Source organism: Pseudomonas sp. G11 (genome assembly GCF_029457515.1).
In the GTDB taxonomy this organism is placed as follows: Bacteria; Pseudomonadota; Gammaproteobacteria; order Pseudomonadales; family Pseudomonadaceae; genus Aquipseudomonas; species Aquipseudomonas gorinensis.
This window is the reverse complement of the sequence record NZ_CP120377.1, coordinates 3,109,737-3,127,717: the sequence shown is the minus strand read 5'-3', so window position 1 is coordinate 3,127,717 and position 17,981 is coordinate 3,109,737. Positions and strand designations below refer to the sequence as shown.

Sequence of the window (17,981 nt, the reverse complement as noted above, 5' to 3'; positions counted from 1 at the left end):
GGCGCGCCGCGTAATGCCACGCGGCGCGTGATCAGTCGCGCATCTGCCCAGGAGCGATGACTTCGCGCGAGCCGTTGGTGTTCATTGCGGTGACGACGCCAGCGTTTTCCATGGCCTCGATCATACGGGCGGCGCGGTTGTAGCCGATCTTCAGCTTGCGCTGCACCGCGGAGATCGAGGCGCGACGACTTTCCAGCACGAACGCCACGGCCTCGTCGTACAGCGCATCGGTTTCGGCATCATCGTCACCGCCGCCGCTGCCACCGTCGAAGCCGCTGCCGGCCTCTTCGACACCGGCGAGGATGTCATCGTTGTACTCCGGCGCGCCGCGCAGTTTCCAGGCTTCCACCACGCGATGCACTTCGTCGTCGGAAACGAAGGCGCCGTGGACCCGGATCGGCAGGCTGGTGCCCGGCGGCATGTAGAGCATGTCACCGTGCCCCAGCAATTGCTCGGCGCCGCCCTGGTCGATGATGGTACGCGAGTCGATCTTGCTGGAAACCTGGAACGCCATCCGGGTCGGAATGTTGGCCTTGATCAGGCCGGTGATCACATCCACCGAAGGACGCTGGGTGGCGAGGATCAAGTGGATACCGGCCGCACGCGCTTTCTGGGCAATACGTGCGATCAGTTCTTCGACCTTCTTGCCGACGATCATCATCATGTCGGCAAATTCATCGACTACCACCACGATGGTCGGCAGCTTGCTCAGCAAGGGCGCTTCGTCGTGGATGCTTTCGCGCTTGTACAGCGGGTCGGTCAACGGCGTGCCGGCATCCTGGGCTTCCTTGACCTTGGCGTTGAAGCCCGACAGGTTACGCACGCCCATCTTCGCCATCAGCTTGTAGCGGCGCTCCATCTCGGCCACGCTCCAACGCAGGGCGTTGGCGGCGTCCTTCATGTCGGTGACTACCGGGCAAAGCAGGTGTGGAATGCCTTCGTAGATCGACAATTCCAACATTTTCGGGTCGATCATGATCAGCTTGGCGTCTTCCGGGCCGGACTTGAACAGGATCGACAGGATCATCGCGTTCACACCCACCGACTTACCGGAACCGGTGGTACCGGCCACCAGCAGGTGAGGCATCTTGGCCAGGTCGGTGATCACCGGCTTGCCGCCGATATCATGGCCCAGAGCCAAGGTCACCGGCGATTTGAAGTTGTCGTACTCCGGCGTCGACAGCACCTCGGAGAAGCGCACGATCTGGCGGTCTTCGTTGGGAATCTCGATACCCACGGTGGTCTTGCCGGGAATAACTTCCACCACGCGCACGCTGGTCACGGCCAGGGAGCGCGCCAGGTCCTTGGCCAGGTTGGAAATGCGGCTGACCTTGACGCCAGCGGCGGGCTGGATTTCGTAACGGGTAATCACCGGGCCGGGGTGGATCGAATCCACCGATACCTCGACGCCAAATTCCTTGAGCTTGATTTCCAGCAGGTGGCCGACGGCCGCCAGGGACTCAGGGGAATAATTGAGTTGTTTCTTTTCGGCCGGGTCGAGAATCGAGATCGGTGGCAAGGTGCCTTCGACCGCGCTGTCGACAAACAAGGGGGCCTGCTTCTCTTTCTGGACGCGATGGCTCGGCTCCGGGGCCTTGGTCGGCGCAGGGGCGATCACCGGTGGCACCTGTTTCTCACGGTCCGACATGTGCTTGCTCAGGGCCTGCTCGCGCTCGATCAAGCGTTCCTTGACCTTGGCTTGCTCGCGGCGATCCGGCGTACTCGGCGCGACCACTTCGTTGACGCGGGTGTCCACCTCACGCAGTTGCGCGACCATGCGCTTGCGATCGACCCGGGCCGCCCACCAGCGGTTGGCAGCGCCTTGGAACAGTTCCAGCAGGTCAAGGGTGATCTTGCCGGTCACGTCCATCACCTTGAACCATGACAGGTCGGTGAACACCGTGAGGCCGAACAGGAACAATGCGATAAACATCAGGGTGCTGCCCTGGATGTTCAGGGTCTTGCGCGCCAGGTCGCCGAGGCTTTCGCCCAATGCGCCACCCGCGCCCGCCGGCAGGCCGGTGGGCGCGTGGAAATGGATATGAGCCAGCGCCGCGCCGGACAGCACCAGGAACACCAGGCCGATCAGCCGCCAGGAAAACAGCCAGCCACTCCACTGCCACGGCTCATGACGCTGGCGGAAGATCTGCCAGGTCTTGATCGCCAGCAACAGCGGGAAGATATAAGCGAAGTAGCCCAATACCATGAACAGGATATCGGCGCTGTAGGAACCGGCAGGCCCACCGAAATTCTGCACGTCTTCGATCTTGCTGTTGTGGCTCCAACCCGGATCGTCCTTGCCATAGGTGAGCAAGGCCATCATCAGGAACAGGCACAACGCACCGATAGCGATCAGCGCACCTTCCTTGAGTCGATAGTGCAGGTGCTGGCGCCAGGCCGGCACGACTGTCTTGGGTGTCGCGGTGGATTTCTTCAAAACGGGTCTTTTCCTGCGCCTTCAGCGCGTCCATCTGTTGAATGACTGCACACTACCGCTCAATCCGAGCAGTTGAAAAATGAACGAACATTGTTGAATTTACTTTTAACATTCCGTGACTGATTCACGAAACGGCGATAACGCCACAATGGCCGCATTGTACGGGTTTGTGCCCCCGATGCCACGCCACTTGCCTTTCTTCAGGCAGCATAGCCAATTGTGTGTCACACCATGTTCAATTTGAGCATGCATTGTCTTTGCTGACAAAGGCTTATGAGCTGTTTTTGCCAATCCAGGCAAGCTTGGCAAATGGCCTGCATCGGCCAGACCCGATTACGACCACACCTCGCGCACAGAGTTGCAGAACCTTCCGCTCACGTTAATCCACGCCAATGGCCGATTCGGACTGGCCCCATGGCGCTGGGTCGACAATAATCACCCCCTTGGGGCAGGCAACATGCCTGCCACTCCCCTCCCCTTCCGTAAGCCTGGATGCCATGCTGACCTGGTTGCAACGCAATACCCTGACGTTCCCGCCGCTGGCCAAAGCCATGCGCGAACCCAACGGCCTGCTCGCCGCCGGTGGCGACCTGTCGGCCGAACGATTGATCCAGGCCTACCGCCATGGCTGCTTTCCATGGTTCTCGGAAGGCCAGCCGATCCTGTGGTGGTCGCCGGACCCGCGCACCGTGATTTTTCCGGACGAGCTGCACGTATCCCGCAGCCTGGGCAAATTATTGCGCCAACAGCGTTATACCGTGACGTTCGACCAGGACTTCGCAGCGGTCATCCAGGCCTGCGCCGCGCCCCGCGCCTATGCCGATGGCACCTGGATCACCGAAGGCATCCAGAGCGCCTACCAGGCGCTGCACAAACGCGGTTATGCGCACTCCGTGGAGGTATGGGACAACGGAGAGCTGGTGGGCGGGCTGTATGGCCTGGCGATGGGCCAGCTTTTTTTTGGCGAGTCCATGTTCAGCCGCGCTGACAACGCCTCGAAATTTGGCTTCGTCACGCTGACCCGTCAATTGCAGGCCTGGGGGTTTGTGCTGATCGACTGCCAGATGCCCAATGATCACCTGCACAGCCTGGGCGCCCGCGCCATTCCCCGCAGCGAGTTCGCCGGCTTCCTGCACGACCACTTGGATCAACCCAGCTCTGGGCCGTGGGTTTCCTAGGCGACATCCGCGCACCTGGCTTACACTTATTTCAAAGCTTATCCGAGGGTTGATCATGACCGAGCTGGCGCGTTTGAAGTTTTATGCCACTCAAGCCCACTCTTGCAGCTATCTGCCAGACGAACAGGCCACCACCCTGTTCCTCGACCCCAGCCAGCCGATGGATGTGCATGTGTATGCCGACCTTTCGGAAATGGGTTTTCGGCGCAGCGGCGATCACCTCTACCGGCCCCACTGCCAGAACTGTAATGCCTGCGTGCCGGCACGCATCCCGGTGGCGCAGTTTTTACCCGATCGTAACCAGAAGCGCATCCTCAAGCGCAATGCCGACCTGACTGTCACCGCGAGCAAGCCTCGATTCAGCGAAGAATACTTCGACCTGTATCAGCGCTACATTGAACAACGCCATGCCGACGGCGATATGTTCCCCCCCAGCCGCGACCAGTTTTCCACGTTCCTGGTGCGCGACCTGCCCTTCTCGCGCTTCTACGAGTTTCGCCTCGACGGCCGCCTGCTGGCCGTCGCCGTGACCGACCTGCTGCCCAACGGCCTGTCGGCGGTCTATACCTTCTATGAGCCGGCCGAGGAACGTCGCAGCCTGGGACGTTTCGCGATCCTCTGGCAAATCGGCGAAGCTCTACGCCTGGAACTGGAGGCGGTGTACCTGGGCTACTGGATCAAAAACTGCAAAAAGATGAACTACAAGACCCAATATCGGCCCATTGAACTGCTAATTAATCAAAGATGGGTCACGCTTAACTAGAACCCCTTGGCTTAAACACCCTTTTTCGGGCACAATGCACGCCGCTTTTGCCTGGCGCAGTTGCACCGGGCCATTCACTGGATACCGAGGGCTTTACTGCATGTCGAAAGAAGACAGCTTCGAAATGGAAGGCACTGTCGTCGACACCCTGCCCAACACCATGTTTCGTGTGGAGTTGGAAAATGGGCACGTCGTAACCGCGCATATCTCCGGCAAGATGCGCAAGAACTACATTCGTATTCTTACCGGTGACAAAGTGCGCGTCGAGCTGACGCCCTATGACTTGAGCAAAGGGCGCATCACTTACCGCGCTCGCTAATCAAGTCAATACAAAACGCCCGGTTATGCCGGGCGTTTTTGTGTGCGTGCTATTTACCAAGTGCCAAAACCAAATGTGGGAGGGGGCTTGCCCCCGATAGCAGTGTTTCAGTCGCTACATAAGTGACTGATCTACCGCTATCGGGGGCAAGCACCCTCCCACATTGGCGCCCGCAGCTATCGATCAGGCCATTTCAGCCGTGGTTTCGAACTCGAAGGTCAGTTCGCCGTCCTTCAGGTCGATATGCACCACGCCACCATGGTCGGACAATTCGCCAAACAGGATCTCTTCGGCCAATGGCCGCTTGATCTTGTCCTGGATCAGACGTGCCATTGGGCGAGCACCCATTGCCGCGTCGTAGCCACCCTCTGCCAGCCAATTGCGCGCCGCGTCCGTTACGTCCAACTGCACGCGCTTGTCTTCCAACTGCGCTTGAAGCTCGGTAAGGAACTTGTCCACCACGCTTTTGATGACCTCATGGCTGAGGCGACCAAACTGGATAATAGTGTCCAGGCGGTTGCGGAACTCCGGCGTAAAGCTCTTCTTGATGACTTCCATCGCATCGGACGAGTGATCCTGATGCGTAAAGCCGATCGAGGCCCGCGCAGCCGTTTCAGCACCGGCGTTGGTAGTCATGATCACGATCACATTGCGGAAGTCCGCCTTGCGCCCGTTGTTGTCGGTCAGGGTCCCGTGATCCATGACCTGCAGCAGCAGGTTGAAGACTTCCGGGTGAGCCTTCTCGATTTCATCGAGCAACAATACGCAATGCGGCTGCTTGGTGATTGCCTCGGTCAACAGGCCGCCCTGGTCGAAGCCAACATAGCCTGGAGGCGCACCGATCAGGCGCGACACGGTGTGACGCTCCATGTACTCGGACATGTCGAACCGCACCAACTCGATCCCCATGGCCTTGGCCAACTGCCGCGCAGCCTCGGTCTTGCCGACGCCGGTAGGGCCGGCGAACAGGAACGAACCGACAGGCTTGTCCGGCGACTTGAGGCCCGCACGCGACAGCTTGATCGCGGTGGACAGCGAGTCGATGGCCGCATCCTGGCCGAAAACGGTGAGCTTGAGGTCACGTTCCAGATTACGCAGCAGTTCCTTGTCGGAGCTGGTGACGTGTTTTGGCGGAATCCGCGCAATTTTCGCCACGATATCCTCGACCTGGGCCACGTCGATGCGCTTCACCCGCTTCTCGACCGGCTGCAGACGCTGATAAGCACCCGCCTCATCGATCACATCGATCGCCTTGTCCGGCATGTGACGGTCATTGATATAGCGCGATGCCAGCTCAGCCGCCGCCCGCAATGCTTCATCGGTGTACTCGATGCCGTGGTGCGCCTCGAAACGGCCCTTGAGCCCGCGCAGGATACCGATGGTGTCTTCAACCGAAGGCTCGGACACGTCGACTTTCTGGAAGCGACGCGCCAGTGCGCGATCTTTCTCGAAGATCCCACGGAATTCCTGGAACGTGGTCGAACCGATGCAGCGAATGTCACCCGACGACAGCAGAGGCTTGAGCAGGTTGGACGCATCCATCACCCCACCGGACGCCGCACCGGCACCAATGATCGTGTGGATCTCATCAATGAACAGGATCGCCTGCGGGCGTTTTTTCAATTCGCCAAGCAAAGCCTTGAAGCGCTTCTCGAAATCGCCACGGTACTTGGTGCCCGCGAGCAACGCGCCCAGGTCCAGCGAATAGACAACGCTGTTGGCCAGCAGGTCTGGCACCTGGTTATCGACGATGCGCTTGGCCAGGCCTTCGGCGATCGCGGTTTTACCGACACCCGCCTCACCCACCAGCAGCGGGTTGTTCTTGCGACGGCGCGCGAGGATCTGCGCGACACGCTCCACCTCAAGCTCACGCCCTACCAGCGGATCGATCCGCCCCTGGCGCGCCAATTCATTAAGGTTGCTGGCATAGGCATCCAGTGGATTGCCCGAAGAAGAAGACTCACCGCCCTCGTCATCCTGCATTTCCTGCTCACCCTCGGAATGATCGCCGTGCCCAGGCACCTTGGAGATACCGTGGGCGATATAGTTGACGACATCAATACGGGCAACGCTCTGTTGCTTGAGCAGGAATACCGCCTGGCTTTCCTGTTCGCTGAAGATCGCCACAAGCACGTTGGCGCCCGTGACTTCACGCTTGCCGGAGCTCTGTACGTGGAAAACAGCACGCTGCAACACCCGCTGGAAGCCCAGGGTTGGCTGGGTTTCGCGGTCCTCGTCATGCACGGGGATCAGTGGCGTGGTGGAGTCGATAAACTCCTGCAGGTCATGCTTGAGTTTGTCGAGGTTGGCGCCGCACGCACGCAATACGGTGGCGGCAGCTTCGTTATCCAAAAGTGCCAGCAGCAGGTGCTCGACGGTCATGAATTCATGACGCTTCGAACGAGCCTCCTTGAAGGCAAGATTGAGGGTGACTTCGAGCTCGCGGTTTAACATAGCTTCACCTCATACCCAAGTGGTCGGCGTTAACCGTCCTTCTCGATTTCACAGAGTAGCGGATGCTGGCTTTCCCTGGCGTACTGGTTGACCTGCATGGCCTTTGTCTCGGCGATGTCGCGGGTAAACACTCCACATACTGCCCGTCCTTCTGTGTGAACGGCCAGCATTACCTTGGTCGCCAACTCGCGGTTCAGGTTAAAAAACACCTCGAGCACTTCGACCACGAAATCCATCGGTGTGTAGTCATCATTGAACAAAACCACCTTGTACATCGGCGGCGCCTGTAAAGCAGGCTTGGCCTCCTGAACAGCAATGCCTGCAGAACCGTCGTCATCGTGTTCGTGATCCGGTCGATCCTGATTGAATGTTAGTCGAATCTGGCTGATTGCATGCATGGAAAGAAAGGTTCGTCAGTGGTTCAAATACAGTGGTGGGGGCGAGCTGTCAGAATTTCAACTCTGACTATACGGTCGCCTTGACTATCGGCAAAACGGTGTTACAACCAATAGAACCCACAGTGGGTAAAAAAGGTCCGCGCAGTCAACCTTATTTATTCGGGTTAGGACGGATAAACTGGATGATACTCCAGTGATGGAGTCTGGTGCAGAAGGAAATGTGTATGTCTGGCGTCAAGATCAATGGCAAGGTCAAGTGGTTCAACAACGCCAAAGGATATGGCTTTGTGCAGGAGGATGGAAAAACCGAGGACCTTTTTGCGCATTATTCAGCGATCATAATGGATGGCTATAAAACGCTGAAAGCGGGCCAAGCTGTGAGCTTTGAAATCATTCAAGGACCGAAAGGGCTGCACGCCGTGAAGATCGAACCAGTGAAAGCGGAAACACTGGAAAAACCCGCAGCCCCGCACGCTCATAAAGAAAAGAAACAAACGGCCTGAACCATCGGCTGCCGAGCGAGCAAATTGCGATAAAAAAAACGGCCACCCAGTCAAATCGGGGCGGCCGTTTTTTGTTGCCTGAGCCCTACACCTACATATGCGAAATCAGCGCATCACCAAAGCCTGACGAAGAGACCAGCTTGGCACCTTCCATCAAGCGCTCGAAGTCATAGGTCACGGTCTTGGCCGAGATAGCGCCATTGGTGCCCTTGATGATCAGGTCGGCCGCCTCGGTCCAACCCATATGGCGCAGCATCATTTCTGCCGACAGGATCAATGAGCCCGGGTTGACCTGGTCCTTGCCCGCATACTTGGGCGCAGTCCCGTGGGTGGCCTCGAACATGGCCACGGTGTCGGACAGGTTGGCGCCCGGCGCAATACCGATACCACCCACCTCCGCCGCCAGGGCGTCGGACAAGTAGTCGCCGTTCAGGTTAAGCGTCGCGATCACGTCATATTCAGCCGGACGCAGCAGGATCTGCTGGAGCATCGCGTCGGCAATGGCATCCTTGACCACCACATTCTTGCCGGTCTTGGGGTTCTTGAACTGCATCCACGGGCCACCATCAAGCAGGGTGGCACCGAACTCTTCAGCCGCCACTTCGTAGGCCCATTCCTTGAAGGCACCTTCGGTGAACTTCATGATGTTGCCTTTGTGCACGATGGTCAGCGAGTCGCGGTCGTTATCCACCACATATTGCAGGGCCTTGCGCGCCAGGCGCTTGGTGCCCTCCAGCGATACCGGCTTGATACCAATGCCGCAATCCTGATCGAAACGGATCTTGGTGACACCCATTTCTTCCTTGAGGAACTTGATCACCTTGATGGCTTCCGGCGAGCCGGCTTTCCACTCGATGCCGGCGTAAATATCTTCGGAGTTTTCACGGAAGATGGTCATATCCACGTCACCGGGCTTCTTGACCGGACTCGGTACACCCTCGAACCAGCGCACCGGACGCAGGCACACATACAGGTCGAGTTGCTGGCGCAGGGCTACGTTCAATGAACGGATACCACCACCGACTGGAGTGGTCAGCGGGCCCTTGATGGACACCACGTAATCCTTGACCGCATCCAGGGTCTCCTGGGGCAGCCAGGTGTCCTGGTCGTAGACTTGGGTCGCCTTTTCGCCGGCGTACACCTCCATCCACGAGATTTTGCGCTTGCCGCCGTAGGCTTTTTCAACAGCCGCGTCGACTACCTTGATCATCACCGGGCTGATGTCGACGCCAATACCGTCACCTTCGATATAAGGGATGATCGGTTGGTCAGGAACATTGAGAGAATGGTCTGGATTGACGGTGATTTTTTCGCCGACTGCCGGAACCTGAATCTTCTTGTATCCCATGCTGAACTCCATCTATGGATTGAACATCTGGCTGCGTTCGAGCCTACTCCAGATAAATGGCGACTGAAACCTCGCGCCATGCTCATTTGCATCGAAAACAGCACATTTAGTCGCCTACAAGCCTGAAAGCAAAGGGAAAAGCGCCAATCTTGAGCACATCGTGCGACTTTAGGCGTAATCCGGTACCTGCGACCTTTAGACCAATGGACGACACACCTTTTGTATGAAGGCTCGGCGTAAGCATAGCGACCTATGTATAATGCCGCCGCTGACCAAAGAGTCACGACGGCGGACCGCTCTAGAACAACGCCCTCCGCCACAAAGCAGGACTATTACAATAGTCCACCCGCTTGACGCTCGACTGATGCAACCCAACATCACCGCGAAGAAACCTCGACCTTTCGCTCATGGATGACTTTGAACGAACGCGCTCTACCCGGCGCATCTCGAGTTTCTGCGCACGCTTTCAGCAAAGAAGAGAGTTAATCCGAATATGCCCACCCGCTCGAAGATCATCTACACCTTCACCGACGAAGCCCCAGCCCTCGCCACCTATTCACTGCTGCCTATCGTAGAGGCCTTCACCGCTTCCGCTGATATTGCCGTGGAAACCCGCGACATCTCCCTCGCCGGGCGCATCCTCGCAAGCTTCCCCGAGCAACTGGGCACCAAGGCCGTACCGGACCACCTCGCCGAACTGGGCGCCCTGGCCGTGACCCCTGAAGCCAACATCATCAAGCTGCCTAACATCAGTGCCTCGACCCCCCAACTGCAGGCGGCGATCAAGGAACTGCAGGCCCAGGGCTATGCCCTGCCGGACTACCCCGAAACCGTAACCACCGACGCGGAAAAAGAAACCCGTGCACGTTACGACAAGGTCAAGGGCAGCGCCGTGAACCCGGTCCTGCGCGAAGGCAACTCCGACCGTCGCGCCCCCCTGTCGGTCAAGAACTACGCACGCAAGCACCCGCACAAAATGGGCGCCTGGGCTGCCGACTCCAAGTCCCACGTTGCCCACATGAGCAACGGCGACTTCTACGGCAGCGAAAAAGCCGTACAGATCGAAGCCGCTGACACTGTCAAAATTGCGCTGGTCGCCCAAGACGGCACCACCACCGTCCTGAAAGAAAAGACCACGGTCAAGGCCGGCGAAATCATCGACAGCGCCGTACTGAGCAAGAAAGCCCTGCGCAGTTTCATCGCCGCTGAAATCGAAGACGCCAAGAAACAAGGCGTCCTGCTGTCGGTTCACTTGAAAGCCACCATGATGAAGGTCTCCGACCCGATCATGTTCGGCCAGATCGTTGCCGAGTTCTATAAAGACGCCCTGGCCAAGCACGCAGACGTGCTGGCCGAGATCGGCTTCAACCTGAACAACGGTATCGGCGACCTGTACGCACGCATCAAGGCCCTGCCGGCCGAGCAGCAAGCGCAGATCGAAGCCGACATCCAGGCGGTCTACGCCTCGCGCCCTTCCCTGGCGATGGTCAACTCCGACAAAGGCATCACCAACCTGCACGTGCCGAGCGACGTCATCGTCGACGCTTCGATGCCGGCCATGATCCGTGACTCCGGTAAAATGTGGGGCACCGACGGCCAACTGCACGACACCAAGGCCGTGATTCCGGATCGTTGCTACGCCACCATCTACCAGGCCGTCATCGAAGACTGCAAGGCCAATGGCGCGTTCGATCCAACTACCATGGGCAGCGTACCGAACGTTGGCCTGATGGCGCAGAAAGCCGAAGAGTACGGCTCTCACGACAAGACTTTCCAGATCAAGGCTGACGGCGTGGTCCGCGTCACCGACAGCAAGGGCAACCTGCTGATGGAACAGCCCGTCGAAGCCGGCGACATCTTCCGCATGTGCCAGGCCAAAGACGCGCCGATCCAGGACTGGGTCAAGCTGGCCGTCAACCGCGCTCGCGCCAGCAACACCCCAGCCATCTTCTGGCTGGACCCGAAGCGCGCCCACGATGGCGCCGTGATCGAAAAAGTCCAGACCTACCTGAAAGACCACAACACCGAAGGCCTGGACATCCGCATCATGTCGCCGGTCGACGCGATGAAGTTCACCCTGGAGCGCACCCGCAAGGGCCTGGACACCATCTCGGTGACCGGTAACGTACTGCGCGACTACCTGACCGACCTGTTCCCGATCATGGAACTGGGCACCAGCGCCAAAATGCTGTCGATCGTGCCACTGATGAACGGCGGCGGCCTGTTCGAAACCGGCGCTGGCGGTTCGGCACCCAAGCACGTGCAACAGCTGCTGGAAGAGAACTTCCTGCGCTGGGACTCCCTGGGCGAATTCCTGGCCCTGGCAGCCTCCCTGGAACACCTGGGCGTGACATACAACAACCCGAAAGCCCTGGTACTGTCCAAGACCCTGGACCAGGCCACCGGCCAGTTCCTCGACAACAACAAGTCGCCATCGCGCAAAGTCGGCAACATCGACAACCGCGGCAGCCACTTCTACCTGGCGCTGTACTGGGCCCAGGCCCTGGCGGCACAGACCGAAGACACGGCACTGCAAGGGCAGTTCAGCGAACTGGCCAAGACCCTGGCCGCGAACGAAGCAACCATCGTTGCCGAGCTCAACGCCGTACAGGGCAAGCCAGTGGACATCGGCGGCTACTACGCGCCGAACCCGGAGCTGACCAGCAAGGCCATGCGCCCAAGCAACACCCTCAACGCGGCGATTGCCAAGTTGAAGTAAGGTTGTAAGGATGCAAAGAAGCCCCGGCCCTGTGCCGGGGTTTTTGTTTATGTGCTTTTTGCTGAAGAAACCCAATCAAGTTGCGGGAGGGGGCTTGCCCCCGATGGCACATACCGACCAGGCTACTTATAGCTGATCCACCGCTATCGGGGGCAAGCCCCCTCCCACATTGACTGCAATCCTGCCGATAGGCCGAGCCGTACAACTGAATCGAGGCACCCCATGACCTGGCAACCCCACATCACCGTCGCCACCATCGTCGAAGACAACGGCCGCTTCCTGATGGTCGAAGAACTCAAGAACGGGCGTGCCGTGCTCAACCAGCCCGCCGGCCACCTCGACCCGCATGAAACCCTGACCGAAGCCGCCGTGCGCGAAACCCTCGAAGAAACCGGCTGGGACGTGGAAGCCACCGGCGTCGTCGGTATCTACCTGTACACCGCCCCCAGCAATGGCGTGACCTACCAGCGGGTCTGCTTTACCGCCAAGGCGCTGAAACACTACCCGGACTATCAACTCGACGAGGGCATCGTGCGCGCCCGCTGGCTGACGCGCGACGAGCTGATAGCCTTGCGCGACGACTGGCGCAGCGAGCTGATCATCCGCTGTATCGACGATTATCTGGCCGGTCAGCGCCACAGTCTCGAATTGATCCGCCCTTCTCTTTAGCCTTGCAGGCGCGAGCCTGCTAGAATCGCGTCCTTTTTAAAGACACCCGTTGAAATCCTATGCGTGATCCAGCCCCTTCTGACACACAAAAGAAGCGCGTCATCGTCGGTATGTCCGGCGGCGTGGATTCTTCCGTTTCCGCCGTTCTGCTCATGGAGCAGGGCTATGAGGTGGAAGGCCTGTTCATGAAGAACTGGGAAGAAGACGATGGAACGGAATATTGCACCGCCATGGACGACCTGGCGGATGCCCAGGCCGTGTGCGACAAAATCGGTATAAAGCTGCACACCGCCAACTTCGCCGCCGAGTACTGGGACAATGTGTTCGAGCACTTCCTGGCCGAATACAAGGCCGGTCGTACGCCGAACCCGGACATCCTGTGTAACCGCGAGATCAAGTTCAAGGCGTTCCTCGACTACGCCATGATGCTCGGCGCCGACCTGATTGCAACTGGCCACTACGTGCGCCGTCGCGATATCGATGGCCGCACCGAACTGCTCAAGGGCCTGGACCCGAACAAGGACCAGAGCTACTTCCTGCACGCCGTCGGCGGCGAACAGATCGCCAAGACCCTGTTCCCGGTCGGCGAGCTGGAGAAACCCGAAGTGCGCCGGATCGCCGAGCAACACGGCCTGGCCACGGCCAAGAAGAAGGACTCCACCGGGATCTGCTTTATTGGCGAGCGCCGCTTCAGTGACTTCCTCAAGCAGTACCTGCCGGCACAACCGGGCGAGATCAAGACCACCGACGGCGAGGTCATCGGCCGCCACCACGGCCTGATGTACCACACCATCGGGCAGCGCCAGGGCCTGGGCATCGGCGGCTTGAAAGACGCCGGTGAAGAACCCTGGTACGTACTGATCAAGGACCTGGAGCACAACGTACTGGTTGTTGGACAGGGCAATGAACACCCGCTGCTGTTCTCCCGCGCCCTGCTGGCGTCGGAGATCTATTGGGTCAACCCGATCGACCTGAGCACCCCGCGTCGCCTGACCGCCAAGGTGCGCTATCGCCAGAGCGACCAACCCTGCACCCTGGAAAAAACCGCCAGCGGTTACCGTGCCACCTTCGATGACCCGCAACGCGCGGTCACACCTGGCCAGTCCGTAGTGTTCTACGACGGGGAGATTTGCCTGGGGGGCGGCGTGATCGAAATCGCCGAACCCTGGAGCACCCCGGCATGAGCCCGACCCAGGAGCAACTGACGGCACTCGGCGGTGTATTCCTCGCCGCGGTGCTGGTGGACAAGATCGCCAAGACCGGCCAGGTCACCGAAGCGGGCCTGACCTGCATGCTCGGCAGCCTGCTGATCCGCGACCCCAAGGACACCCTGGAGGTCTACGGCGGCGACGACCTGGCCCTGCGCGAAGGTTACCGCGCGCTGATCGGCGCACTCGAGCGTGACCCGAGCACCTTGCAACGTGAGCCGCTGCGCTATGCCTTGTCGATGCTCGGTCTCGAGCGCCAACTGGCCAAGCGCGACGACCTGCTCGAGACCATTGGCAAACGCCTGCCGCAGATTCAATCCCAGGTGGAACACTTCGGCCCAGCCCACGAAAACGTGATCGCCGCCGTGGGTGCGCTGTACCAGGACACCTTGAGCACCTTGCGCCAGCGGATCCAGGTCCACGGCGACATGCGCAACCTGCAACAACCGAACAACGCCTCGAAAATCCGCGCGCTGCTCCTGGCCGGTATTCGTTCGGCGCGGTTGTGGCGCCAGTTGGGCGGTCATCGTTGGCAGCTGGTCATCAGCCATCGCAAATTGCTCAAAGAGCTTTACCCGTTGATGCGCAACGAATAAGTCGTACCAACGGGCCCTTTTCAAGCCGTTACGCGTAATACGCCGGTCAGTTGGCAACGGACCGGCGGATTTTTTCATGTATGATACGCGCCCCATTTCGTTGCCCGACTGTCCGAGAACACCCCATGCAGCTCTCTTCGCTCACTGCGGTTTCCCCTGTTGACGGCCGCTACGCCGGCAAAACCCAGGCCCTGCGCCCTATTTTCAGCGAATACGGCCTGATCCGTGCTCGTGTACTGGTTGAAGTGCGCTGGCTCCAGCGCCTGGCCGCTCACCCCGCCATCAGCGAAGTGCCGGCGTTCTCCGCCGAAGCCAACGCCGTGCTCAACACCCTGGCGGAAAACTTCTCCCTGGAACACGCTGAGCGTGTCAAAGAGATCGAGCGCACCACCAACCACGACGTAAAAGCCATCGAGTACCTGCTCAAGGAACAGGCGGCCAAGCTGCCGGAACTGGCCCAGGTCAGCGAGTTCATCCACTTTGCCTGCACCAGCGAGGACATCAACAACCTGTCCCATGCCCTGATGCTGCGCGAAGGCCGTGATGACGTCATGCTGCCGCTGATGCGCCAGACCGCCGAAGCTATCCGCGAACTGGCGATCCGTTTCGCCGCCGTGCCGATGCTATCGCGCACCCACGGCCAGCCGGCGTCGCCGACCACCCTGGGCAAAGAACTGGCCAACGTGGTGTACCGCCTGGAACGTCAGATCGCACAGGTCGCCGCCGTGCCATTACTGGGCAAGATCAACGGCGCTGTCGGCAACTACAACGCGCACCTGTCGGCCTACCCCGAGATCGACTGGGAAGCCAATGCCCGCGCCTTCATCGAAGACGAGCTGGGCCTGGGCTTCAACCCGTACACGACGCAGATCGAACCGCACGACTACATCGCCGAGCTGTTCGACGCCATTGCACGCTTCAACACCATCCTGATCGACTTCGATCGCGATATCTGGGGCTACATCTCCCTGGGCTACTTCAAGCAGCGCACTATTGCCGGCGAAATCGGTTCGTCGACCATGCCGCACAAGGTCAACCCGATCGACTTCGAAAACTCCGAAGGCAACCTCGGCATCGCCAACGCCCTGTTCCAGCACCTGGCCAGCAAGTTGCCGATCTCCCGCTGGCAGCGCGACCTGACCGACTCCACCGTACTGCGCAACCTCGGCGTCGGCTTTGCCCACAGCGTGATCGCGTACGAAGCCAGCCTCAAAGGCATCAGCAAGCTTGAGCTCAACGAGCAGAAGATCGCCGCTGACCTGGACGCTTGCTGGGAAGTGCTGGCCGAGCCGATCCAGACCGTGATGCGCCGCTATAACATCGAAAACCCGTACGAGAAGCTCAAAGAGTTGACGCGTGGCAAGGGCATCAGCCCTGAAGCGCTGCAAACTTTCATCGATGGCCTGGACATGCCAGCCGCTGCCAAGGCCGAGCTGAAACTGCTCACCCCGGCCAACTACATCGGCAACGCCGTGGCCCAAGCCAAACGCATCTGATTACCGCAAGACCCCTGAGACGCCCGGCCGCGCCGGGCGTTTTTATTCCAGTCTGAAAAGTGCTTTTTTTCAATAGGTTACACATGAATCCTGATATCCCTCTTCAACTTCTGGGCGGCATCACGGCACGGGAGTTCCTGCGCGACTACTGGCAGAAAAAACCCCTGCTGATCCGCCAGGCCATCCCTGACTTCGAAAGCCCGATCGACGCCGACGAACTGGCCGGCCTCGCCTTGGAAGAGGAAGTCGAGTCGCGCCTGGTGATCGAGCATGGCGAACGTCCATGGGAGCTGCGTCGCGGTCCGTTCGCCGAAGACACCTTCAGCACCCTGCCTGAGCGCGAGTGGACCCTGCTGGTACAAGCGGTCGACCAGTTCGTGCCGGAAGTGGCCGATCTGCTGGAGCAGTTCCGCTTCCTGCCGAGCTGGCGCATCGACGACGTGATGATCAGTTTCGCTGCGCCGGGCGGCAGCGTGGGTCCGCACTTCGACAACTACGATGTGTTCCTGCTGCAGGCCCAGGGCAAGCGCAACTGGAAGATCGGCCAAATGTGCAGCTCCGAAAGCCCGCTGCTGCAACACGCCGACCTGCGCATCCTCGCCGAATTCGAAGAAAGCGCCGAGTGGGTACTGGAACCGGGCGACATGCTCTATCTGCCGCCACGCCTGGCACACTTCGGTATCGCTGAAGATGACTGCATGACCTACTCGGTAGGTTTCCGTGCACCGAGCGCCGCTGAAGTCCTGACCCACTTCACCGACTTCCTCAGCCAGTACCTGACCGACGAAGAGCGCTACACCGACGCCGACGCCCAACCAGCCGGCGACCCGCACCAGATCCAGAGCGACGCCCTGGACCGTCTCAAGAGCCTGCTGGCCGAGCATATGAGCGACGAGCGCATGCTGCTGACCTGGTTTGGCCAGTTCATGACCGAGCCGCGCTACCCGGAACTGGTTACCGGACCGGAAGACCTGTCGGAAGAAGACGTGGTGAGCAGCCTGGAAGACGGCGCCGTGCTGATTCGCAACCCGAGCGCGCGCCTGGCCTGGTCGGAAGTGGACGACGACCTGCTGCTGTTCGCCAGCGGCCAGAGTCGCTACCTGCCGGGCAAACTGCGCGAGCTGCTGAAGCTGATCTGCGCCGCCGACGCGCTGCACATCGAGAACCTCAGCCCATGGCTGGCGGACGAAGATGGCCGCGACCTGTTGTGCGAACTGGTCAAACAAGGAAGCCTGGGGTTTGCCGATGAATAAAATTCACGTAAGTGTCGCGGACTGGCAAAAGGATATCGCCGAGATTCGGCGCATTCGTGAAGCGGTATTTATCGCCGAACAATCGGTCCCACCAGAACTGGAGTGGGACGCAGACGACGCAGATGCAGTGCATTTCCTCGCATACGAGGGCGACTTCCCGATTGGCACCGCTCGCCTGCTGCCCAGCGGCGAGATCGGTCGCGTGTCGGTCCTCAAGGACTGGCGCGGGCTGAAGGTCGGCGACAAGCTGATGGAAGCCGTGATTGGCGAGGCCGAGAAACGCGGCCAGACCAAACAGTTCCTTAGCGCGCAGGTCTATGCGGCACCGTTCTATGAGCGACTGGGCTTCAAGATCACCAGCGAGGAATTCCTGGAAGTCGGGATTCCGCATGTCGACATGGTGCGCGGGGGCTGATCCCCGTGGCGAGTGGGCTTGCCCCGCGCTGGGCTGCGTAGCAGCCCCAAAAACCAGACGCCGCGCTCTTTCTGAAGGAACGCGGCGTTTTTTATTGGGGCTGCTACGCAGCCCAACGCGGGGCAAGCCCGCTCGCCACGACAGACTTACCCACTACAGCAGGCTTGATCCTCACTAAACTTGCGACCTGCCAGGCCGACAAACTGGCACTATCAAGCCTAAATG

General features: G+C 59.7%; 15 protein-coding genes. 11 read left to right on the top strand and 4 right to left on the bottom strand.

Features of this window, described 5'->3' with window-relative positions:
• Positions 1-31: 31 nt before the first annotated feature.
• Entirely contained in the window at positions 32-2,437 is a 2,406-nt protein-coding gene (gene ftsK, locus P2T68_RS14470) for a DNA translocase FtsK (RefSeq protein WP_024076161.1), read from the bottom strand.
• 497 nt (positions 2,438-2,934) lie between these two features.
• Between ftsK and aat the strand changes: the two genes are divergently transcribed.
• From aat to infA, 3 genes are all read left to right on the top strand, one after another.
• Positions 2,935-3,615 carry a leucyl/phenylalanyl-tRNA--protein transferase gene (aat, locus tag P2T68_RS14465; protein ID WP_024076162.1) on the top strand — a complete coding sequence of 227 codons (681 nt, stop codon included), beginning with the start codon at positions 2,935-2,937 and terminating at the stop codon, positions 3,613-3,615.
• 55 nt (positions 3,616-3,670) lie between these two features.
• Positions 3,671-4,378: an arginyltransferase gene (locus tag P2T68_RS14460; RefSeq protein ID WP_024076163.1), complete on the top strand. Its 708-nt coding sequence runs from the start codon at positions 3,671-3,673 to the stop codon at positions 4,376-4,378.
• Positions 4,379-4,478: 100 nt separating this feature from the next.
• A complete protein-coding gene (infA, locus tag P2T68_RS14455) occupies positions 4,479-4,697 on the top strand; it encodes a translation initiation factor IF-1 (RefSeq protein WP_002553999.1) in 219 nt (72 codons plus the stop codon).
• Positions 4,698-4,880: 183 nt separating this feature from the next.
• Here infA and clpA read toward each other — a convergent pair whose 3' ends face one another.
• Both clpA and clpS read right to left on the bottom strand, forming a co-directional pair.
• A complete protein-coding gene (gene clpA / locus P2T68_RS14450) occupies positions 4,881-7,151 on the bottom strand; it encodes an ATP-dependent Clp protease ATP-binding subunit ClpA (RefSeq protein ID WP_024076164.1) in 2,271 nt (756 codons plus the stop codon).
• Positions 7,152-7,180: 29 nt separating this feature from the next.
• Positions 7,181-7,549 carry an ATP-dependent Clp protease adapter ClpS gene (clpS, locus tag P2T68_RS14445; protein WP_010567912.1) on the bottom strand — a complete coding sequence of 123 codons (369 nt, stop codon included), beginning with the start codon at positions 7,547-7,549 and terminating at the stop codon, positions 7,181-7,183.
• A gap of 224 nt (positions 7,550-7,773) precedes the next feature.
• Here clpS and cspD point away from each other — a divergent pair, with 224 nt between their 5' ends.
• Positions 7,774-8,052 (top strand): cold shock domain-containing protein CspD, encoded by a 279-nt coding sequence (cspD, locus tag P2T68_RS14440; RefSeq protein ID WP_024076165.1) that lies wholly within the window; start codon positions 7,774-7,776, stop codon positions 8,050-8,052.
• Between the two features lie 91 nt (positions 8,053-8,143).
• Here cspD and icd read toward each other — a convergent pair whose 3' ends face one another.
• Positions 8,144-9,400, bottom strand: a complete 1,257-nt coding sequence (icd, locus tag P2T68_RS14435; RefSeq protein WP_024076166.1) for an NADP-dependent isocitrate dehydrogenase — start codon at positions 9,398-9,400, stop codon at positions 8,144-8,146.
• A 493-nt stretch (positions 9,401-9,893) separates the two neighbouring features.
• Between icd and P2T68_RS14430 the strand changes: the two genes are divergently transcribed.
• The 7 genes from P2T68_RS14430 to P2T68_RS14400 all read left to right on the top strand — a co-directional run bounded on the left by P2T68_RS14430 (position 9,894) and on the right by P2T68_RS14400 (position 17,756).
• A complete protein-coding gene (locus tag P2T68_RS14430; protein WP_024076167.1) occupies positions 9,894-12,119 on the top strand; it encodes an NADP-dependent isocitrate dehydrogenase in 2,226 nt (741 codons plus the stop codon).
• A 222-nt stretch (positions 12,120-12,341) separates the two neighbouring features.
• Positions 12,342-12,788: an NUDIX hydrolase gene (locus tag P2T68_RS14425; protein WP_024076168.1), complete on the top strand. Its 447-nt coding sequence runs from the start codon at positions 12,342-12,344 to the stop codon at positions 12,786-12,788.
• 59 nt (positions 12,789-12,847) lie between these two features.
• The gene (gene mnmA / locus P2T68_RS14420; protein WP_024076169.1) at positions 12,848-13,972 is read left to right on the top strand and encodes a tRNA 2-thiouridine(34) synthase MnmA; all 1,125 of its coding nucleotides are present in this window, start codon (positions 12,848-12,850) and stop codon (positions 13,970-13,972) included.
• Positions 13,969-14,592 carry a high frequency lysogenization protein HflD gene (gene hflD, locus P2T68_RS14415; RefSeq protein ID WP_277379507.1) on the top strand — a complete coding sequence of 208 codons (624 nt, stop codon included), beginning with the start codon at positions 13,969-13,971 and terminating at the stop codon, positions 14,590-14,592. The genes mnmA and hflD overlap by 4 nt, the downstream gene beginning before the upstream one ends.
• Before the next feature lie 125 nt (positions 14,593-14,717).
• Positions 14,718-16,088 carry an adenylosuccinate lyase gene (purB, locus tag P2T68_RS14410; RefSeq protein ID WP_024076171.1) on the top strand — a complete coding sequence of 457 codons (1,371 nt, stop codon included), beginning with the start codon at positions 14,718-14,720 and terminating at the stop codon, positions 16,086-16,088.
• Between the two features lie 83 nt (positions 16,089-16,171).
• The gene (locus P2T68_RS14405) at positions 16,172-17,341 is read left to right on the top strand and encodes a cupin domain-containing protein (RefSeq protein ID WP_024076172.1); all 1,170 of its coding nucleotides are present in this window, start codon (positions 16,172-16,174) and stop codon (positions 17,339-17,341) included.
• Positions 17,334-17,756 (top strand): GNAT family N-acetyltransferase, encoded by a 423-nt coding sequence (locus P2T68_RS14400; protein ID WP_024076173.1) that lies wholly within the window; start codon positions 17,334-17,336, stop codon positions 17,754-17,756. Before P2T68_RS14405 ends, P2T68_RS14400 begins: the two co-directional genes overlap by 8 nt.
• The last annotated feature ends 225 nt before the right edge of the window (positions 17,757-17,981 follow it).

What these genes read in the sequence shown, in the direction of transcription:
- aat (WP_024076162.1), top strand. Translation starts at nt 2,935, where the DNA reads ATGCTGACCTGGTTGCAACGCAATACCCTGACGTTCCCGCCGCTGGCC.
- P2T68_RS14460 (WP_024076163.1), top strand. Translation starts at nt 3,671, where the DNA reads ATGACCGAGCTGGCGCGTTTGAAGTTTTATGCCACTCAAGCCCACTCT.
- infA (WP_002553999.1), top strand. Translation starts at nt 4,479, where the DNA reads ATGTCGAAAGAAGACAGCTTCGAAATGGAAGGCACTGTCGTCGACACC.
- clpA (WP_024076164.1), bottom strand. Translation starts at nt 7,151, where the DNA reads ATGTTAAACCGCGAGCTCGAAGTCACCCTCAATCTTGCCTTCAAGGAG.
- clpS (WP_010567912.1), bottom strand. Translation starts at nt 7,549, where the DNA reads ATGCATGCAATCAGCCAGATTCGACTAACATTCAATCAGGATCGACCG.
- cspD (WP_024076165.1), top strand. Translation starts at nt 7,774, where the DNA reads ATGTCTGGCGTCAAGATCAATGGCAAGGTCAAGTGGTTCAACAACGCC.
- icd (WP_024076166.1), bottom strand. Translation starts at nt 9,400, where the DNA reads ATGGGATACAAGAAGATTCAGGTTCCGGCAGTCGGCGAAAAAATCACC.
- P2T68_RS14430 (WP_024076167.1), top strand. Translation starts at nt 9,894, where the DNA reads ATGCCCACCCGCTCGAAGATCATCTACACCTTCACCGACGAAGCCCCA.
- P2T68_RS14425 (WP_024076168.1), top strand. Translation starts at nt 12,342, where the DNA reads ATGACCTGGCAACCCCACATCACCGTCGCCACCATCGTCGAAGACAAC.
- mnmA (WP_024076169.1), top strand. Translation starts at nt 12,848, where the DNA reads ATGCGTGATCCAGCCCCTTCTGACACACAAAAGAAGCGCGTCATCGTC.
- hflD (WP_277379507.1), top strand. Translation starts at nt 13,969, where the DNA reads ATGAGCCCGACCCAGGAGCAACTGACGGCACTCGGCGGTGTATTCCTC.
- purB (WP_024076171.1), top strand. Translation starts at nt 14,718, where the DNA reads ATGCAGCTCTCTTCGCTCACTGCGGTTTCCCCTGTTGACGGCCGCTAC.
- P2T68_RS14405 (WP_024076172.1), top strand. Translation starts at nt 16,172, where the DNA reads ATGAATCCTGATATCCCTCTTCAACTTCTGGGCGGCATCACGGCACGG.
- P2T68_RS14400 (WP_024076173.1), top strand. Translation starts at nt 17,334, where the DNA reads ATGAATAAAATTCACGTAAGTGTCGCGGACTGGCAAAAGGATATCGCC.